This is a genomic window from Absiella sp. AM29-15 (assembly GCF_003434225.1).
In the GTDB taxonomy this organism is placed as follows: Bacteria; Bacillota_I; Bacilli_A; order Erysipelotrichales; family Erysipelotrichaceae; genus Hoskinsella; species Hoskinsella hominis.
This window is the reverse complement of record NZ_QVFL01000002.1, coordinates 311,212-330,827: the sequence shown is the minus strand read 5'-3', so window position 1 is coordinate 330,827 and position 19,616 is coordinate 311,212. Positions and strand designations below refer to the sequence as shown.

The 19,616-nt window shown below is 36.3% G+C and carries 25 protein-coding genes; all 25 read right to left on the bottom strand.

Annotated elements, in window-relative coordinates; translation table 11 throughout:
- Nucleotides 1-12 precede the first annotated feature (12 nt).
- Nucleotides 13-939 carry a diguanylate cyclase domain-containing protein gene (locus tag DW761_RS03670; RefSeq protein ID WP_117516446.1) on the bottom strand — a complete coding sequence of 309 codons (927 nt, stop codon included), beginning with the start codon at nt 937-939 and terminating at the stop codon, nt 13-15.
- A gap of 23 nt (nt 940-962) precedes the next feature.
- On the bottom strand, nt 963-1,442 hold the full coding sequence (locus tag DW761_RS03665) for a chemotaxis protein CheD (RefSeq protein WP_117453063.1): 480 nt from the start codon (nt 1,440-1,442) through the stop codon (nt 963-965).
- Complete coding sequence (locus tag DW761_RS03660; protein ID WP_117453062.1) at nt 1,435-2,058, bottom strand: chemotaxis protein CheC; 624 nt, start codon at nt 2,056-2,058, stop codon at nt 1,435-1,437. The genes DW761_RS03665 and DW761_RS03660 overlap by 8 nt, the downstream gene beginning before the upstream one ends.
- 5 nt (nt 2,059-2,063) lie before the next feature.
- The gene (locus DW761_RS03655) at nt 2,064-2,435 is read right to left on the bottom strand and encodes a response regulator (RefSeq protein WP_117516445.1); all 372 of its coding nucleotides are present in this window, start codon (nt 2,433-2,435) and stop codon (nt 2,064-2,066) included.
- Complete coding sequence (locus DW761_RS03650; protein ID WP_117516444.1) at nt 2,432-4,126, bottom strand: methyl-accepting chemotaxis protein; 1,695 nt, start codon at nt 4,124-4,126, stop codon at nt 2,432-2,434. Before DW761_RS03650 ends, DW761_RS03655 begins: the two co-directional genes overlap by 4 nt.
- Nucleotides 4,127-4,142: 16 nt before the next feature.
- Nucleotides 4,143-4,616, bottom strand: a complete 474-nt coding sequence (locus tag DW761_RS03645; protein WP_117453059.1) for a chemotaxis protein CheD — start codon at nt 4,614-4,616, stop codon at nt 4,143-4,145.
- Nucleotides 4,613-5,203, bottom strand: coding sequence for a chemotaxis protein CheC (locus DW761_RS03640; protein WP_117516443.1), 591 nt, complete (start codon nt 5,201-5,203; stop codon nt 4,613-4,615). Before DW761_RS03640 ends, DW761_RS03645 begins: the two co-directional genes overlap by 4 nt.
- Nucleotides 5,200-5,565 carry a response regulator gene (locus DW761_RS03635; protein WP_117453057.1) on the bottom strand — a complete coding sequence of 122 codons (366 nt, stop codon included), beginning with the start codon at nt 5,563-5,565 and terminating at the stop codon, nt 5,200-5,202. The genes DW761_RS03640 and DW761_RS03635 overlap by 4 nt, the downstream gene beginning before the upstream one ends.
- Nucleotides 5,537-6,562 carry a CheB methylesterase domain-containing protein gene (locus DW761_RS03630; protein WP_117516442.1) on the bottom strand — a complete coding sequence of 342 codons (1,026 nt, stop codon included), beginning with the start codon at nt 6,560-6,562 and terminating at the stop codon, nt 5,537-5,539. The genes DW761_RS03635 and DW761_RS03630 overlap by 29 nt, the downstream gene beginning before the upstream one ends.
- A complete protein-coding gene (locus DW761_RS03625) occupies nt 6,552-7,367 on the bottom strand; it encodes a CheR family methyltransferase (protein WP_158553740.1) in 816 nt (271 codons plus the stop codon). Before DW761_RS03625 ends, DW761_RS03630 begins: the two co-directional genes overlap by 11 nt.
- Nucleotides 7,360-7,764, bottom strand: a complete 405-nt coding sequence (locus DW761_RS03620; protein WP_117516440.1) for a chemotaxis protein CheW — start codon at nt 7,762-7,764, stop codon at nt 7,360-7,362. Before DW761_RS03620 ends, DW761_RS03625 begins: the two co-directional genes overlap by 8 nt.
- Nucleotides 7,761-10,112 carry a putative bifunctional diguanylate cyclase/phosphodiesterase gene (locus tag DW761_RS03615; protein WP_117516439.1) on the bottom strand — a complete coding sequence of 784 codons (2,352 nt, stop codon included), beginning with the start codon at nt 10,110-10,112 and terminating at the stop codon, nt 7,761-7,763. The genes DW761_RS03620 and DW761_RS03615 overlap by 4 nt, the downstream gene beginning before the upstream one ends.
- Complete coding sequence (locus DW761_RS03610) at nt 10,102-10,542, bottom strand: hypothetical protein (protein WP_117516438.1); 441 nt, start codon at nt 10,540-10,542, stop codon at nt 10,102-10,104. The genes DW761_RS03615 and DW761_RS03610 overlap by 11 nt, the downstream gene beginning before the upstream one ends.
- Nucleotides 10,543-10,698: 156 nt before the next feature.
- Complete coding sequence (gene eno / locus DW761_RS03605; RefSeq protein ID WP_117516437.1) at nt 10,699-11,997, bottom strand: phosphopyruvate hydratase; 1,299 nt, start codon at nt 11,995-11,997, stop codon at nt 10,699-10,701.
- An 88-nt stretch (nt 11,998-12,085) separates the two neighbouring features.
- On the bottom strand, nt 12,086-12,274 hold the full coding sequence (locus DW761_RS03600; protein WP_117453050.1) for a hypothetical protein: 189 nt from the start codon (nt 12,272-12,274) through the stop codon (nt 12,086-12,088).
- 67 nt (nt 12,275-12,341) lie between these two features.
- Nucleotides 12,342-12,908 carry a transcription termination/antitermination protein NusG gene (gene nusG, locus DW761_RS03595; protein ID WP_117453049.1) on the bottom strand — a complete coding sequence of 189 codons (567 nt, stop codon included), beginning with the start codon at nt 12,906-12,908 and terminating at the stop codon, nt 12,342-12,344.
- A gap of 15 nt (nt 12,909-12,923) precedes the next feature.
- Nucleotides 12,924-13,100, bottom strand: coding sequence for a preprotein translocase subunit SecE (gene secE / locus DW761_RS03590; RefSeq protein WP_117453048.1), 177 nt, complete (start codon nt 13,098-13,100; stop codon nt 12,924-12,926).
- Nucleotides 13,101-13,112: 12 nt separating this feature from the next.
- Nucleotides 13,113-13,262, bottom strand: a complete 150-nt coding sequence (rpmG, locus tag DW761_RS03585) for a 50S ribosomal protein L33 (RefSeq protein ID WP_117453047.1) — start codon at nt 13,260-13,262, stop codon at nt 13,113-13,115.
- A 52-nt stretch (nt 13,263-13,314) separates the two neighbouring features.
- The gene (locus DW761_RS03580; RefSeq protein ID WP_117453046.1) at nt 13,315-13,917 is read right to left on the bottom strand and encodes an RNA polymerase sigma factor; all 603 of its coding nucleotides are present in this window, start codon (nt 13,915-13,917) and stop codon (nt 13,315-13,317) included.
- Between the two features lie 19 nt (nt 13,918-13,936).
- The gene (gene rlmB, locus DW761_RS03575) at nt 13,937-14,659 is read right to left on the bottom strand and encodes a 23S rRNA (guanosine(2251)-2'-O)-methyltransferase RlmB (protein WP_117453045.1); all 723 of its coding nucleotides are present in this window, start codon (nt 14,657-14,659) and stop codon (nt 13,937-13,939) included.
- 4 nt (nt 14,660-14,663) lie between these two features.
- Nucleotides 14,664-15,044, bottom strand: coding sequence for a Mini-ribonuclease 3 (locus tag DW761_RS03570; protein WP_117516436.1), 381 nt, complete (start codon nt 15,042-15,044; stop codon nt 14,664-14,666).
- Nucleotides 15,044-16,378, bottom strand: coding sequence for a cysteine--tRNA ligase (cysS, locus tag DW761_RS03565; protein WP_117516435.1), 1,335 nt, complete (start codon nt 16,376-16,378; stop codon nt 15,044-15,046). The genes DW761_RS03570 and cysS overlap by 1 nt, the downstream gene beginning before the upstream one ends.
- Nucleotides 16,379-16,656: 278 nt before the next feature.
- Nucleotides 16,657-16,836 carry a hypothetical protein gene (locus tag DW761_RS03560; protein ID WP_117453042.1) on the bottom strand — a complete coding sequence of 60 codons (180 nt, stop codon included), beginning with the start codon at nt 16,834-16,836 and terminating at the stop codon, nt 16,657-16,659.
- Nucleotides 16,837-16,953: 117 nt separating this feature from the next.
- Nucleotides 16,954-17,967 (bottom strand): type I glyceraldehyde-3-phosphate dehydrogenase, encoded by a 1,014-nt coding sequence (gap, locus tag DW761_RS03555; protein WP_117453041.1) that lies wholly within the window; start codon nt 17,965-17,967, stop codon nt 16,954-16,956.
- A gap of 250 nt (nt 17,968-18,217) precedes the next feature.
- Nucleotides 18,218-19,522, bottom strand: coding sequence for an esterase/lipase family protein (locus tag DW761_RS03550; protein WP_117516434.1), 1,305 nt, complete (start codon nt 19,520-19,522; stop codon nt 18,218-18,220).
- Nucleotides 19,523-19,616: the final 94 nt, after the last annotated feature.

Sequence of the window (19,616 nt, the reverse complement as noted above, 5' to 3'; positions counted from 1 at the left end):
ATTTTCCTGCTTTCATTTATAAATGCCATCATACCAGATGGAGCAGTTCTTTCCACTGCGTTTTCCAGTATATAACGCTTCATCCGCATGTTTTAAGTTATCGTCAAAGTGAAGGGATGGTTCATAAAGTGCCAGACCAATAGATATGGTGCATTTGAAACGAATCCCCTCGCTGCTGAAAGGAAATGCTTCAATGCTTTTGCGTATATGTTCGCTGATCTGATAGATTTCCTCTTTTGATTTACCAAACAAGAATATCAAAAATTCTTCTCCACCCCAGCGTATCACACTCATATCATCCGCAGCACTCTCCAGAATATTTGCAATACCAATCAAGACGATGTCCCCGATTTCATGTCCATAATAATCATTGATATGTTTAAAATCATCAACATCACACATCATCATGCCAATCTGGCATCTGCTGTTTAATAATTCACTTTTTAAGCGTTCGGATACATAGCGACGGTTGAATAAACCAGTCAAGGAATCACGAAAAGCCATGGAATTTAATTTTCGCATATTCGCTTCCATTTCTTCATTCAGTTTCCTTAAATCATCATTTTGCTGTTTTTCTTTTAAATGCACCTTGATCCTGGATTTCAATATTTCATTATGAAAAGGTTTATTGATATAATCACATGCACCTAAGGAAAATCCTTTTACTACATCACTTTCCTGAGCTCTTGACGTCAGAAAAATAATAGCAGCATAATTTTTATCTACTTCTTTTATTTTTTGATATAGATCATAGCCTTCAATATCAGGAAGTACAACATCCAAAAGGATTAAATCAGGTTGAAATGAACAGACTTTTTCCAGAGCTTCTATGCCGTTATTCGCAACTTCAAGGCTTATATTTTCATTTTCGAATATCTTTTTTATCTGTGCACAGATATATGCACTATCATCAACTATTAAAAGTTTCGGTTTTTTCATTTCAGCCTCAACCTTCCTTTCTTTTATATTACATACGTACCATGATTTACTGTTTTTACTTCTAAGGAGCCATCTTTAGCTTTAAACCAGATCGAACGTCCAAAGTTTTTGCCTGTATCCTGTGCCACAATCGGTATGCCTGCAGTTTTTAATACTTTGATGACAGCTTCCACATTTTTAAGTCCGATTCCACTACTTTGTAGTCCATAAGTAGAAAACATTTCTGCCCCGCCTGCAATTTTCGCAACAATACTTTTTTTATTTGCACCTTGTTGAAGCATCTGCTCCAGCAGCTTTGAAATTCCACTGTCCGCAAATTTGTATTCGTTACTGTTTTGTATATCATGTCGTGATGGCAAAAGAATATGAACCATTCCTGCAATATGATTACGAAAATCGTAAAGACATACCCCCACACAGGAGCCCAATGCGTAGGTCACAAGTACATCAGGCATTTTTATGATGCAGGCATCTCCAATACCTACAGTAAAAAGATTACTCATACAATGATCCTAAGGTTTGAAACATAAAATTCAGGGATTCAAAATCCGGGAAGAACAGGATATGACTGACAACAGGAACATCATCCAGCTGGAAACGATTTTCAATAAACAAAAGCTCATCTCCCAAGTGTGCAAATTTAATCATTGGTACACTTAAGATTGCACCTGCCATATCACAGCATACTGCTGGTAAAGATACGTGAATATCCACATGAAGCAGTAATGATAATGCGTTGATATAGGAACAACACATAATATTTCCTATTTCACTGATAGCAGATTTACTAAGTTCATCTAACTCAAAAATATCTTCTACTTTGGCGTCCACAAGCTTTTCAATGATTGTCTTAGCGAATTCTTCATTCAAAAGAAACATAAATGTACCACTTAAATCCCCTGATACTTCTAATAAAATACCAACCTGTATCGTTTCCGCTCCCCCTAGCATATCCGGTACTTTTTGAAATGGTACGATACATACTTTGGGAATCTCCATTTCTAAAGGCTGATCAATCATCTGCGATAAGGAGGTGATTGCATTTCCGGTACCAATATTCCCCAGCTCTTTTAACATATCTCTTTTTTCTTCATCTAAATCAGAATATGATTGCAGCATATCGTCTACCTCCCATTTTCTTCAAGAAAACAGTTTAATACTTCTTCTATTTCTTTATCTTTAAATGGTTTGACGATAAAATCTTTAGCGCCAAGTCTTCCTGCTTCTAATATTTTTGATTCCTGACCAATGGCAGAACACATGATTACAGGAATACTGTTATCATGCTCCATCATATAACGTAAAGAAGTCAATCCATCCATTTCTGGCATGGAGATATCCATAATGACCAGATCCGGCTTATGTTCTTTGAATAATTCAAATGCCTGTAATCCATCTTTTGCTTCTATGATCTGATAACCAGATGCTTCTATGATCTTTTTTAGCTTCATACGCATAAATACAGCATCATCGACAATTAATATGGTTTTGTTCATACATTTAGTCCTTCCTCATCTCGAAGTTCAAATTTATTAACCAGCTCTCTTAACAGCTGTGCCTGTGCTGCTAATTCTTCACTGGCTGCGGCACTTTCTTCTGATGTCGCAGAATTTCCCTGTACGATATCTGAAATCATGCCAATACTTTGGCGAATCTGAATAATAAAGTTTGCCTGCTGGATATTGGATTGTGAAATACGTTCAATTTTATTTGCGACTTCACGTGCTCCTTCCACAACATGCTTCATTGATTGCTCTGCAGAGGATATCAGGGTGCTTCCTTCTTCAACGGAAGTTGTTGATTTCTTAATCAGTTCTGCAGTTGTCTTGCTGGCTTCCGTCGTCTTGGTTGCTAATTTTCTAATTTCTGATGCAACAACACTAAAGCCACGACCTGCATCGCCTGCTCTTGCGGCTTCTACTGCTGCATTCAATGACAATAAATTGGTTTGGAATGCGATATCTTCAATATCTTTTACAATACCTGTGATATCCATGGAGTTTTGTTTTATTTCTTCGATTGCTTCTGTAACACGATCCATCTGTTGACTGCTGGCAACGATTTCATTTTCTACGACATCTGCTAGTTCACTTGCTGCTACGGTATCATCTGCATTATTTTTTACATTTTCAGATATTTCGTTGATACTTGTCGCAAGTTCTTCGATAGAACCAGCCTGTTCACTTGCTCCCTGAGATAGCATCTGAGCACCATTTGATATCTGCTGAGCGCCACCAGATACCTGTTCAGCACTATTAGCAATTTGTAACATAGATTTACTCAATAAAGAGGATATCTGGTTCAAAGATTCGCTTAGTGTGATAAAATCACCTTTAAATTCCACTCCAGCCTGATAATTCAGCTTACCTTTTCCAATCATCAGCATCGTTTTTTCTATTTCATTAACATAGACGCTTAATGTTGTAATCGTTTCCCGCATGCTGTCCGCAAGGGATCCTAATTCATCCTGTGAATGATATTCCAGTTCTGTATGTAAATTTCCATTTGATAGATCTTTTGCAGCTTTTTTCAAAGTTTGTATTGGTTTTGTGATACTTCTTGCGATAATAAACCATAAAGCTGATGTTAAAAGCAGGGTCACGATACTTAATACCACAAGGCTGATCAACATGATAGATGCGCTTTGATTACTTGATAAATAATAAGCATCTGCGGCCTTTTTGGTTTCTGTTTCCAGATCTCTCAAAAAGCTTCTCGCTTCTACTGCCTTAGGACTGTAATCATTTTGATAAACTTTCATCGCATCATCATATTTTTCATTTTCTAAAAGGGTCATGACTTTCTCTCTTGGAATTACCAGTTCTCCATGCAACTGTTTTAATTCTGACATCATGTCATTTTCACCATTTAACTTCATCAGATTTTCCATTGCCTGATCAACGATTGCCATACTGGTTTTGGCTTCTTTTAATTCTTCCGCTGTTGTTTCCGTATTTTTTTCATTTACAATAAGCAGCATATCTCTTGCGACAATGTATTGATTTAAGCGAAAATCCATAGACTCTTTCACAATCTGATAAGATTTGTTATAGAATTCATCAAAGTTGCCGGTAATCTTACGCACACCATAAAGTGCAGTAAACACTGTTGCCAGATATAATATCACAATCACAATAAAGGATATTAGTAGTTTTTTTGTAATTTTCATATTTTTTAATTTGTTCATTTCACGTTTTCCTTCCTTAAATAGTATATAAGTATTTATTTTTCGTCATGATATGAACCAAACCATCTTCCACTTGAAAATGTAATGTTCTTCCATATCTGTCACCAACATCTTCTCCGGCAAGCGGCAGTTTGAGTTCTTCCAGCATGTGATAAGCACTTTTGGTATTGGCGCGACCAATGTCTGCTACGACTTCATCAGGAAACTGAAACAGTGTTGCACCACCTACCAGTTTCACTACCAGATGTTCATGCTGGCAGCCTTCCTTCAGCATCAGCTCATAAAGTTGTTTAAAAGCGGTATCAATATACTTTAAATCATTGTCATTTTGTTGCCTGGCTTTTGGCAGAAGGCTTTGTATAAAGCCAGCAATATGCTTCATCGTATCATAGATACAGATGCCCATTCCACTTCCCAGTGCATAGGATGTGATCACTTCATCATCTTTCGCAATGATCAGTTCTGCCGGATGTGCAATAATCTCTTTCATTCCCTCACCTCCAAATACGTAAGTACCTGCAAGATGCTTTTTCTAGAAAGCATAAGAATTAAATCGTATGTATGTGATATTTTTAAACTATGTATTAAATAAATGGCCTCATCATCCAGCATCAGCATATTGGATAATGCTTCGTTGATAATGGATTCTTTCATATCTCTTGAAATAGCCGGCTGTCGAATCTTCAAATGCAGATTGGAATAGGATGCTACCGCCGAAAGATATGACGATATCAAAATACTGCTTATTTCCATTAGTACTTCCAATACTTCATCGTTTTCTGATTGTTCATCGATCCAATGAATAGAAGCGATATCCTCACGAATATTTTTTTCATCCATCAAAAACAACGCAAAGCCATTTAATTCTTTTTCAAGTGGAAAAAGGATACCAATCGTCTGTTCGTATGCATCTTTCCACTGGATAAATGTCTGTTCATCAATGATATTGACCTGAGAAGTTGTGGTTAAAATCTGTCTGCCCAGTAATGAGGACAGGGAGGTTGCGGCAGAGCCAATCCCAACATTTCCAAGTTCTCCTACAATATCCTGTATGATGTTTTCTTTATATGCTTTCATTGTTCTGTAATAGAAGCAATGGTACGGATGAGTCGTTCCTCCTGAAATGGTTTCACAATAAAATCTTTGGCTCCTTTACGTAAAGCATCCGCAATTACTTTTTCCTGTCCCATCGCTGAACACATGATGATTTTCGCATTTTCGTCCAGCTTTAATATTTCATTTAATACTGTGATTCCTGATTCATTGGGAAGTGTGATATCCAATAAGACAACATCAGGATGATGCGCCTGATATTGTGTTAATGCTTCTACACTATCCTTTGCAAATATGATATCCTCATAATCATGCTTCTTCAGCATGCCGCTAATCAGTTTTCTCATAAATAAAGCATCATCTACGACCATAATTTTCTCTTTCATTTGCGATCTCCTTATTTTTTCTTTTAAAACGACCATCCAGTCCATTCAAAAATGAACCAATCTGTTGTAATGGCAGCTCTATACAATGCGCCTGTATTGCTTTCGCAACTTTTGGCATACCATATACATCACAGCTGTCCTTATCCTGTATGATGGTAAATGCACCTTTATCCTTCATTGCCTTTAATCCTGCTGCCCCATCTTCTCCCATACCAGTCAATAAGACACCACAAGCAAGGCATCCTGCTTCTTTTGCGACTGATTCAAATAATACATCAATGGATGGACATACACAATTTATCTTCTGACTATTGGTATAATGTAAATGAAATCCATCTTTTTGCCGCTGTATCGTAAGGTGGCGTTTTTCTTTTGCGATATATACAACACCATTTTTTACCAGCTCATTTTCTCTGGCACCTACCACATGCGACGAACATTGTTTATTTAAATAGTCCGCAAATCCCTGTAAATTTTCATCATTCATATGCTGTACAATAATTACCCCATAACTTTGTGCTCGAAATACTTTTAATATCGTTTCAATTGCCCGTGGTCCTCCGGTAGAAGCACCAATCGCAATGATATGGGTACTATGTAAATCTTCTAATACGTTTTGTTTTGCCGGCATGCTTAGAAACTTGATTTTCACAATCAAAGAACGGATAAAGGATACAGTTTCATGTTCTAGCTTATAGATAACCTGTAAATCCTGTAGTTCATGTGCATATACCGTTTTATTGACTTGTCTGATCAGCACCAGCACAGGCAGCTCTGCATTTTTTATTTTATTTATTTCGATGATATCCAATGATGTTAATATTTCCCCATCATATATAACACATAAGCTGGAATATAATTTTTGATAACGATTTAAACTAGATAATACTGTGATTCTATGTACCATAATGCCTTTTTCCTGCGATAGAATATCAAATAAAAGATTTTCTTTTCCCTGATTTTTTTGATAAAGCAGAACATGAATATCATTCACCATGTATGCTCTCCTTTACCTGATAAATAGAAGCTCCATGGTACTTAAATAATACATGATTCTGTAGGATCATTTCTGCCATTCCCAAAATCAAAAATCCTTTTGGCTGCAGGCTGTTATAAAAGCGTTGATAAATCTTGTTTCGTGAACGTTCATCAAAATAAATCAATACATTTCTACACATGATCAGATGAAACTTTCGTTTATCATAAGGTTCCATAATATTATGATATTCAAATGTTACCTGCTTTCTGATACATTCTTTTAACTGAATCGTTCCATCGCTTAATGAACGACAAAACCGTTTTCTCCATAACTCTGGTAGATTCGCAATAGCTTCTTTAGGATAAATTCCTGTCTTTGCTTGTTCTAAAGCAACGGTGTTGATATCTGTCGCATAGATATTGATAGGGGGAAGTACCATTCTACTCAAACGTAATTCTTCTAAAATCATCGCCAGGGTATAGCATTCCTGTCCATAAGAGCATCCCGCGATCCAAACAGAAAATGGCTTACTCACGCAGAGTTTGGGTAATATTTCTTTTTTGATAAATTCAAAATGCTGAGGTTCTCGCATAAAGAAAGAATAATTGGTTGTTAACTTGTTTAACATTTCTTCTTTCATCTTTCCACTTTTATCTGTACGTAATAATGAAAAATACTCCTGAAAGCTATTGACCTGATACTTTTGCAGAATATTCATAAGACGATACTCAATCAACACGCGTTTTTTACGCATATTCAATCCATAAGACTGATACAATAATTCACATAAATATTGAAACTCATCATCCCTGATTTTAACCAACACCATCACCTCCCCATGCTTTAATGTCTAAACGATAAATCCTATGTCCCTTTATATTACATGAAAACTCAAATACCTCATCAGGCTGATGTACCCATGTATGATCACTAACAGCAATTTCTCTTTCAATACGATGTGCACCAATACCGATTTCATCATTCCCCAATGATAAAATCATAAAATATTTTAATGCTTCCCTGCTTTCCCCAAAAAATGGCAAAGATTCATCCAAAATCAATACTGCTTTGTTGTTTCGTTGAAGTACGCCTTTTACATGAGGAATCGCCATAGGCAATGGCGTAATCTCACATGCAGGTATGACTTCTACGATTTGTTCTCCTGGAACTGCAATAATTTTTTCTCCCAGATGACATGCGATATACAAATGTTCACTCATGATACATCTTCTCCTTCAAAGTTTCCCCATAAATCAAGCTGATTGATTTCATTTGGGCGAGCATAATAAAATCCCTGTGCAATTTCACAACCGATGGTTTTTAGGAAAGCTACATGTTGTCTTGTTTCAATTCCTTCTGAAACAATTGTCATATCCAGCTGCTTTGCCATACGGATAATATTGGTTAGAATAATTTTTTCTCGTTTATTCATCTGTGTCTGAAAGAAGGTATGATCCAGCTTTAATACATCCATTGGCAAATCCTTTAATAAGCTTAAAGAAGAAAAACCAGTGCCAAAATCATCGATAGATAACAAGAAGCCTTCTGCTTTCAACTCTTTAGAACGCTCTATCGCAATGCTTTCATTCTCAAGGAAAGCACTTTCTGTAATTTCTAATTCAATCAGACTGCGATTGATCTGATAGGTATCGCATATTTCTACAATTTGTTTGACGATATCATTGTTTTTTAAATCTACTCTGGAAATATTGACAGATACCGGCAATGGTTTTTTCCCTTGTTTGATCCATGTATTGATCTGTATACAAACCTGTTCTAATACATACATATCTAAATCGATAATGAAATGGTTCTTTTCAAACAATGGAATAAATTCAGAAGGATAGATCATATTGCCATCCTGCCTTCTCCAACGGACCAATGCCTCAACTCCCACACATTGATTTGTATAGATATTGACTTTGGGCTGATAAAACACAATGAATTCATGATTTTTCAAAGACTGCCGCATAATGGAAGATAAGCGGTGTTCTCTGATAAATTTTTCTTCCAGTTTTCCATTATAAAATGCAATACAGCTTTCATGAGAATCTTTAATTGATTTTCTTGCGGTATTGGCATAATCAATCATCTGTGCAATATCCATGGTGATATCGTTGATTAGATAAATACCCAGCATACAGCTGATATTCGTAATAAGATCATAGCGTATATTATAACGTTCGATTTTTTTAATCAATAAATTTAAGCGCTGTTTCAATTTCTCTATATCTTCATAATTTAACAATAAAATAAAGATATCCGCATCAATTCTTGCGAAGCATTCCTCATCTTCCATATACAGATTCAGGATTTCCACAATTGCGACCAGAATTCTATCGCCATAAGCATATCCATATTCCGAATTGATATATTTAAAGTTTTTGATATCCATGGTAATCAATGCATATTTTTTCTGATTTCCCACGCTCATGTTTTCTACAGCTTTTTGATAGAACTTCTTCAAATTCCATGCTTTTGTCAAGGTATCCTGACTGGATTTTTGATGATGCTGACGCAGCATACGCATCTGTAGAATCGCAGTATTTATAATTTTAATCAATAGAAAGAAAGTCGCAATTTCCTGACTTGTCCATATCCGTTCCTTTTCACAGTCAATCATACAGATATAGCCAATGAATGCTCTATTTTCCTGCAGTTTTCCCTGCATCAATGATCTTGCGCCACGTATCTTCTCTCGTAGTGCAACAAAGGAATCATAATGAAACATATCCGATAACTGATTACATGCTAATACATCTTCATACATAAAACAATTTTGATAATTGTCCCCGACAAACAGCGGCAATGTATTTAAATTTTCATTTTCTACCAGCATACTTTCCGGACGACATTCATATAACACTTTATATGCATCATCTTCCCGTTCTATTTCATAGATATACTGTGTATGGAAATAGGCACATATTTTTTTCAAAATAAGTGGGATCGTTTCAATCATATCTTTTCCATCATACATCTCATACATGATATCTGCCGCAAATTCCATGTCTGCCAGTTTGGTATTGATTTTCGATGTCGCAAATGGCTTTGGGAAGTTCAATGGGTATGGTTGATCTGTGTCCATACAGAATAATACATGGGTATGTAATGCTTCTTCATAACATGTACTAGCTTTATGCAGCAATTCCATGAATCCTGTTTCCTTTTGCACATGATAAACTCCTACATGCATATGTTTTTGCATATGTTCAGCATGTTCACAATTCAGTTGATGATATTGCTTGATCAGCTGTTTTAATTTACGCTCCATATCTTCTTCATTAAGATATCCTACTGCATAAACAAAAAACGCAGCCGGCCCTACTCTTACAAATAAATCTGTTTTGTCGAAAATCTTCGTTAAAGAATAAGCAGCCTCTGCGACCATCATACTGTTGTCAAGTTCTTCCTCACTCATGAATTGTTTATAATCAATTTCTATCAATAATGCCGTATCCACGCCATCTCCTGCACCATTTTTCAGATAGCGATCCATTTGTGTATCCGCTGCACACGGCAAATAGAATTTTGTTAAGGCATCCATTCGTTTTTGTTTATTTTCCATATACAGCCTCCCTATCTATGATTTGATGCTGATGAAGCAGTTCAACAAGATCTAATTGATATCCGATTTTTTGTGTATCCAATGGATAACAGGTTTCTATATAAGAAAAAGGTGGACGCTGCATGTAAAAAGGTAATGTACATGGTTCGTCCAACAATATAACATTTAACACTTTTGCGACAAACAAGATATAGTCCCAATCATCACATTGAATTAATATTGCATAATTCACCATTTCTTTATCCTGTTTCAATAAGTCATACAAAAAATAACCAGAATATTCTACTCCCTCAAGTAGATACTGATTTTCATTTTTTCCCTTTACCTGCTCCATGGCATAAACTTTTTTTACCATTTGAATTGGTAGTAATACGATTACATTTCCACATGTAACTGCTAATGCCTGCCTATCCTGTTCTCCATTTTTCATACGCTCACCAATCTTACCCAATTGTCATATATATGTTTAACTATATTATACATGATTTTCAGAATAATAGGGATTTTTTTTCAAATAATTCCGTTATTCTGTAAAAAAAGCATACAAAAAAAGACTGAGCATAATTTATGTTCAGTCTTATGGATACTAATGTTTATAAATATTGTAGAATGCAGATTTTCCTGGGAATACAGCTACATCACCTAGTTCTTCTTCAATACGGATCAATTGATTGTATTTCGCAATACGATCTGTTCTTGACATAGAACCTGTTTTGATTTGCCCTGCATTGAATGCTACTGCGATATCCGCAATGGTTGTATCTTCTGTTTCACCGCTTCGATGTGAAACAACGGCTGTATATCCATGTTTTTTCGCAAGCTCCATTGCATCAAAAGTTTCTGTCAATGTGCCAATCTGATTAACCTTGATCAAGATAGAATTAGCAATATCTTTATCAATACCTTCCTGTAAAATAGCAGGATTGGTCACAAATAAATCATCACCAACTAATTGAATCTTTTTACCCAAGTGTTCACTTAGTTTTCTCCAGCCATCCCAATCACGTTCTCCTAAACCATCTTCAATAGAGATGATTGGATATTTTTCCACAAGTTCATCATACCATGCAATCATTTCATCTGTTGTCTTAGAACCCTGTCCTGACTTATTTAAATCATACATTTTGGTTTCGGTATTATAAAATTCACTTGCTGCCACATCCATTGCAATACAGATCTGTTCACCAGGTACATATCCAGCTGCCTGAATTGCTTCCATGATACATTTTAATGGTGCTTCATTATCTTCCAGATTTGGAGCGAATCCACCTTCATCTCCAACCGCTGTGACCTGACCTTTATTCTTTAATACTTTCTTTAACGCATGGAATGTTTCTGCACCCATACGAATAGCTTCTTTCACGCTGCATGCCCCAACTGGCATAATCATAAACTCTTGGAAATCTACAGAAGAATCTGCATGACTTCCACCATTTAATACATTCATCATTGGTACCGGAAGCGTTTTTGCGTTGATACCGCCCAAGTAGCGATATAATGGAAGATCATAATATTCTGCAGCAGCATGCGCAACTGCCAAAGAAATACCAAGGATGGCATTAGCACCATATTTTGATTTATCCTTTGTACCATCTGCGTCAATCAATGCCTGATCAATTGCTGCCTGATTTCTTACATCTAAACCAATCACCACATCTGCCAAAATATCATTCACATTTTCTACAGCTTTTAAAACACCTTTTCCTAAAAATCTTGATTTATCTCCATCGCGTAATTCTAAGGCTTCACGCTCTCCTGTGCTGGCACCACTTGGTACCATCGCTCTGCCCATAAAACCACTTGCTGTTGTTACTTCTACTTCAATTGTAGGATTTCCTCGAGAATCGAGAATCTCTCTAGCGTGTACATTTGTAATTGTTGACATATATGTATCCTCCTTTATCTAATCACAGTATAACACAGCATTTTTCATTGCGAAAGAAGTTTGCTCAATCTAACACACTTTCACACATTTAACGTGATGTTCGTTTTTTCTTCTTTCTGGGTGTAATGAGAAGTAATCCAATCAAGATTAATACGATTGGCCAGTACATCATCGCAAGCTGTGTCATATCCTGAAGAATGATCTGTACATCCAGATCTGGTTGAAGCAATAAAATAGCTCCTGTTAATGCAAGGATCAAACCGATCCTTTGTTTCATGTTCATCACTCCCTATGATGCAGTATATAAAGGATTTTATGCAAAAGATGTCAAAAAAAAGAAGAATCTATTTAGATTCTTCCAATAAATCGATTTTTTCTAGATCAGCATAACTTAAATCTGTTGGTGTTTCTCTACCAAACAGAATTGTTAAGACTGTTGCTGTCTGATTTTCATCATCCAATGCTTCAACTGTACCTTCTACATTCGCAAAAGCACCATTCAATACGCGAACACGATCTCCAACTTCAAAGTCAACCTGAACCTTGCGTTCACTCATACCTAAACGGCGTAAAATAGATTCCATTTCTTCTTCCGCAACTGGGAATGGTTTTGCTCCACCACCACTTGAACCGATAAATCCTGTTACACCTGGTGTATTACGTACAATGTACCATGCTTCATCTGTCATGATCATTTCCACAAACAAATAACCGCTGAAAAGATTATTTGTCTTTTCAACTTCTTTACCATTTTTGTATTCGATTTCTTTTTCTTCTGCTACAACGATACGGAACAGATAATCCTGTAATCCCATCGTTTCTACACGTCGCTGTAGATTTTCCTTTACACGATTTTCGTGTCCAGCATACGTATTAACTACATACCATTCTTTTTTAATTTCCTGTGCCATAAAATCCTCCTCGCATTACATTCCGATTAATGAAAGGAAACCTGAAGATACAAGCTGACATAAGAAAAAGAAAAGTGCCAGAATTGCTGTGAATACAATTACTGTCATACTGTCTTTTGCCAAATCCTTCATCTTTGGCCAGCGGATTCTTTTTGCTTCTGTCATGATACCATTGATACTAAACCATTTCATTCAGATCACTCCTTATTTCGTTTCTTTGTGAATCGTGTGTTTTCCACATTTTGGACAGAACTTTTTTAATTCGATACGTTCTGTATGGGTCTTTTTATTTTTTGTTGTTGTATAATTCCTTGATAAGCATTCGGTGCATGTCAATATTACTTTATCACTCATAAAAACACCTCGTTTTCGTGCTTATTAACTTTATCATAAAGTGGGACGATAGTCAATCAACGTATCGTCTTTTCTTTCGCTTTCGTATCTTGCATAAGGTATTATCCACCTTTTTCTTAGGGATATTCAATTTTTCCGCAATCTGATCATAAGAATAACCAAGCGTTCTTAAGCTCAGGATATCAACTTCTAATGGATTCAATCGTTTTTGTGTATATAACACATTTTCTTTGATATGTTCTTCCTGTTCATCTTCTTCAGCAGGTATTTCATCCACAATCATATCCATCAACCGATAATTTGTTTCACCCTCCTGAATATGCATATCTAAACTGACCATATACTTATCCTGTCTTCGACTATAGGTGTTCATTGAACGAATCATATCCACGGTTGTATGTTTTAAAACCTTGAAATAATAATTATGGAAACTTGATTGATCAGCTTTGTAGTCGTCAATTGATTCATGAAGCTTCAATAAGGCGATTTGATAAAAATCTTCCTGATCTTGATATCTTGGGTACGTACGTAAAATATGACGCAGCCATCTTCTTATTTCAACTTGATATTTATTAACCAGAAATGCAAATGCTTTTTCATTTCTCTGGCGTATCATGTAAATCAGTTCGTTGTCATTGAGTTCCTCTATCTGCATCTATTTACCTCACTTTACTTTATAACGGATGACGTTTACTGTGGATTTCATACAGCAGTATTCCACAAGCAACACTGGCATTTAAACTTGTGACGCTGCCTTCCATTGGAAGACGTACACAATAGTCACAATTCTTCGCAACTAATGGACTAATGCCAAAGCCTTCTGAGCCAATGATTAAAACAAGTGGTACATCATATTGTCCTTCACGATAATCTCTGGAATTTTCAAGGTCTGCCCCTACGATCCAGAAACCCTGCTTTTTCAAATACTTGATTGTCTGTGTCAGATTGGTTACCATACTGACTTTTACTGTGTCAATAGCCCCTGTACTTACTTTCGCAACCGTTGGTGTTAATTTCACATTGCGATGCTTTCCAATAATCACGCCATCCACACCAACACAATCACAGGTTCTTAAGATTGCGCCTAAATTATGTGGATCTTCCAGGCCATCCAATAATACCAATAAAGGCATCTTCCCTTTTGGTACACTTTCTAATATTTCTTCTAATTCATATGTTTTATAGTCGTCAATTTTAGCCGCAATTCCCTGATGATTGCCACTCAACATGGTATCCATCTTTTTCTTACCCATTGTTTTTAATGGAATCTTTTTTTGTTTGATAGCGTCCACTAATTCTGTATCGCGAATACCTTCTGCCATGATGATTTCATATATTTTTTTATCATCCTGTAACAGCTGTTTGACAACATTTTTTCCATATACATATTGTGTCATAGTCCTATTCTCCAATTTCTTTTATCGCCTGCCAAAGCTCGTTTAGACGTGTTTCTTGTTTCGTAAGATACAAATAGCCAAAAAGTGCTTCCAGTCCTGTGGATAAGCGGTAGGTCTGTACACTGGCGTTTTTCGCATGAGAGGAAATATTCGTATTTCTGCCACGCAGTATGATATTCCATTCCTCTTCTGTGAAGAAGTCTTTCTCTTTTAATTTCATCAAAAAATCAGCCTGTGCCTTTGCGCTTACCCATGCGACACTTTTTTTCTGTAAGACATTTGGCTTTTGATAGCCCAGTTCTAATAACATTTCTCTTACATACAGCGACATCACGGCATCGCCGATATAGGCAAGTGATGTTCCATTGTATTCTTTAATATCCATTAAAGGATTCCTCGCTCCATCAATTCTTTACGATAGCCATCTGCTGTATCAAAATCTTTTTCTTTGACTGCTGCTTTCCATTTTTGATGAAGTTCTTTATCTTCCTGCGTTAATGTTAATCTTGGAATATCGATCCCTAATACATCCATCATCTTTTCGATTGCACGTGTTTGTAAAGCAAGTTTTGCAAAATCAACATCACGTTGACGAATTGTTTGATTTAATACCTTCACTGCTTCAAATACTGCCGCAAATGCATTTGGTGTATTCAAATCATCCTGCATGGCATCCATAAAAGGCGCATAAAGTGCTTCATCATATGCTTCATCTACTTCTTTATCCGCAAGACCCAGTTTCACATATGCCTGTTTCAAGGAAGTTTGTACCTTGTTTAATTCTTTCTTAGCAGCTTCAATTGCTTCTTCATTGATATTTAATGGACTGCGATAATGTGTTCCCAGCATTAACCAGCGAAGTACATTGCCTCCAATCTTCGCAATCATATCCTTTGCCCAGATGACATTACCTAACGATTTACTCATCTTTTCACCATCAATATTTACCATACCATTGTGTACCCAGTAATTAGCGATTGGTGTTTCATATGCTGCACGGCTTTGTGCAATTTCATTTTCATGATGAGGGAATTTTAAATCCATACCACCACCATGAATATCGATTAGATTTCCATCAAATTCCTGATTGATCATCACAACGCATTCTGTATGCCATCCAGGACGCCCTACAGACCATGGAGAATCCCATTTGATTCCTTCCTCTGTACGTTTCCACAGAGTAAAATCCAATGGATTTTCTTTTTTGCTGTTTTCATCAATACGGGCACCTACCATTAAATCATCGATTTGCTGGTGGGACAGGTTTCCATAAGATGGTACACTGTTTACACGGAAATAAACATCGCCATCTACTTCATAGGCGTTGCCTTTTTCAACAAGCAGCTTGATAAAAGCAATAATCGCATCCATTGTATCAGTAACTTTAGGTGCCGCATCTGGCATCATTGCATGCAATGATAATCGGTCTTGATTATATGCTTTAATAAATTTATCTGTAATTTCTTTTTCTGTAACGCCACATTCTTTAGCGACCTTGATGATTTTATCATCCACATCTGTATAGTTTGATACCATCTTTACATCATAGCCTAAAGCCTGAAAAGTACGTTTTAATGTATCAAATACCACAATTGGTCTTGCATTTCCAATATGTGGATAGTTATATACGGTAGGTCCACATACATACATATTGACCTTGCCTTCCTGCATTGGTTTAAAATCTTCAATTTTTTGATCCATACTGTTAAATAGTTTCATATCCATATCCTCCTTGTGAAATAAAAAAAGCTCTTTAATGTAAAGACGCATAACGCGCGGTTCCACTTTACTTGAAAGAAGCTTTCCACTTTTACACGTTAACGCCGTATTACGTATTCTTCTACTTTATCGAAAAATCCCTGAAAGGTGCATTCAACAAGTCGTTTTTCGCTTTCACCATCATCGAAAATCGCTGTTTAGTGACTGTCTACTTCTCCTTTGTCATCAGTTTGACTTTTTTATACTATACCAAAATATGCCATTATTTTCAATTGTTTCTACTTGTTTTCTTCTTTCTTTTCTTCCAGCTCTTTACTGATTGCCGCAAACTGCGCTAAAAAATCTTCATCTAAGCCATTCTTTTTTAAACCATCCACATAGACTGCATCTAAATCATCCAATACATCCAATCCATTATTGCCTTCTTCATTTGTATTTAATTTTGTTTTTAATGCCATGATTTTCACCTCGATATATCTGTTGATAGTTTACACCAGAAATGATGATTTGAAAACCCCTTTGCACAAAAAAAACCAGGCATTTCTGCCTGGTAAACACTTACTTTATTTCTAGAATTAAGCCAATTCTGAGAAGTATTTAATTGTTCTAACCATCTGGCTAGTGTAAGAGTTTTCGTTGTCATACCAAGATACAACCTGTACCTGAGTATTTCCGTCTTCCATTTCGATAGCCATAGTCTGAGTAGCATCGAATAAAGAACCAAAACGCATACCAACGATGTCGCTTGAAACGATTTCATCAGTGTTGTAACCGAATGATTCGTTAGCAGCAGCTTTCATAGCAGCGTTGATTTCATCAACTGTAACTTTTCCTTTAACTACAGCAACTAAGATAGTTGTTGATCCTGTAGGAGTTGGAACACGCTGAGCAGAACCGATTAATTTACCGTTCAATTCAGGGATAACCAAACCGATAGCTTTAGCAGCACCAGTAGAGTTAGGAACGATGTTTACTGCAGCTGCACGTGAACGACGTAAGTCACCTTTTCTCTGAGGTCCGTCTAATGTCATCTGATCACCAGTGTAAGCGTGAACTGTAGTCATGATACCACTCTGGATAGGAGCTAAATCATTTAATGCTTTAGCCATAGGTGCCAAGCAGTTTGTAGTACATGAAGCAGCAGAAATAACTGTATCTTCAGCAGTTAAGATATCGTGGTTAGTGTTGAATACAACTGTTGGTAAATCATTTCCAGCAGGTGCAGAAATAACAACTTTACGAGCTCCAGCTTCGATGTGTGCGCTAGCTTTTGCTTTTGATGTATAGAATCCTGTACATTCTAATACTACGTCAACACCTAATTCTCCCCAAGGTAAGTTTTTAGCATCAGCTTCAGCGTAGATAGTGATTTCTTTTCCATCAACTGTGATTGAGTTTTCACCAGCAACTACTGTGTCAGCCTTTTCGTATCTTCCCTGTGAAGAATCGTATTTTAATAAGTGAGCCAACATTTTAGGAGAAGTTAAGTCGTTGATTGCAACTACTTCATATCCCTCAGCTCCGAACATTTGTCTGAATGCAAGACGTCCGATACGTCCAAATCCATTAATAGCAACTTTTACTGTCATCTTCAAAGTCCTCCTTTTTAACCACCCTTATTATACGTACTTCCTACCTAAATGTCAATTGAGAATTATTTCACGATACGCTTTTTTTTACAAATTTTCTGTATTTTACAAGCACTTCTTTTCAAACATGAAAACATCATTCATAAATTTAGCTTTTATGTTCATATTTTCTACCATTTTCCATATATTTTATAATTTCTGTGAAAGCGTTATCAATCCTTTATCTGTATTTCCCGGGTAATCTTACTTTCTAATATCCTTTATCTTTCAGTTCTTTTACAATATCCACATAGGTTTCACATACCTGAAATCCTTTATAATCTTCTCTGGTCAGATCGATGATATCACCATGTGATATTCCACGATAATGTTCATTCTCAAAAGTTTTACGAAAGTTTCCCCATTTGGCACTTTCCTCACTAACCAGACCATCACTTTTTCCATCCACAAGTTTGATAAACAGATATGGAATCGTTAATAGTATATGAGAAAAGGCACCATGCATGAAACTCATATAGCTTTGATAATAGACATTTGGATCATCTTTGATATCTGTGTTGAATTGCTTTGCCCATGTTGTGGAAAACTGATGTGTGACTGTATAGAAATCAGGATATTCATCACCAATGCGATGAAAGAAACCATCAAAGATTGATGATAAACGCCGATAGATACCATCAGGTACAATTTTAATCAAAACATCCACAAAGCGACATCCTCTGTGTGGAGTAGAAATCGTTGTCAATGATGCCACATGTTCTCCCATGCCACAGGCATGAATCACATAACGTGCATCTAGTCCACCTTTGGAATGTGCGATGATATTTACTTTATCACAATGCTGTTGTTCACAGATTTCAAGAATACGATGCTGAATCTGTTTCCCATTATGCTCAACAGTCGCAAACGCTTCCTGATTCCCATAATAAATGATGGCTCCATTTTCACTTAATACTTTAGGAATCCTTCCCCAGTAGTTTACATATTTAAAATCACGAAAGCCTACACCATGCAGCATCAATATTGGATATCGGGTTGCGCATATTTGTTTATTTGCGCGTAATGCCCGAATATCGACCATATATAACTCATGATCCCATTCTTCTTTTGCTTTATAGCGAAGATAGCATAATACCGGAATATGAACGATAGGAATGAATAATACAAGACAGATTAATCCTCGTTTGATAATTCTTAACCGTTTGCTGAAAATAAAAATCAACCCTGCCCCACACAGAATATATAGATATAAGAAACAAAGCATCCAGATGATATCCGCAATATACCATGCCATATTCATAGGAGCCTTCCAAATGATAATGATGGACAATAGATAGCCCCATAATCCATATGCGATCATTTTGCGGCCTTTCATTAATATTTGTATACGCTTATGTTTTTTCTTTATGACAGATAATATCCCCCATACGATATTGATTAGCAACAATACCAACATACCTGCAATCTGCCAAAATGTGCATTGTGCGATGATCCATGGCAAATGCGCACAAACGAGTAAAACTGCCATTTGAAATAAAAGTTTGATATAACGCATACGCTTTCCTCCTGTCGTATTTACATGATACTCTTTTTTTTATGCTTTGTCTAAGATGTATTAAATGAATGCCTTTGTGCATACTCTTATATAT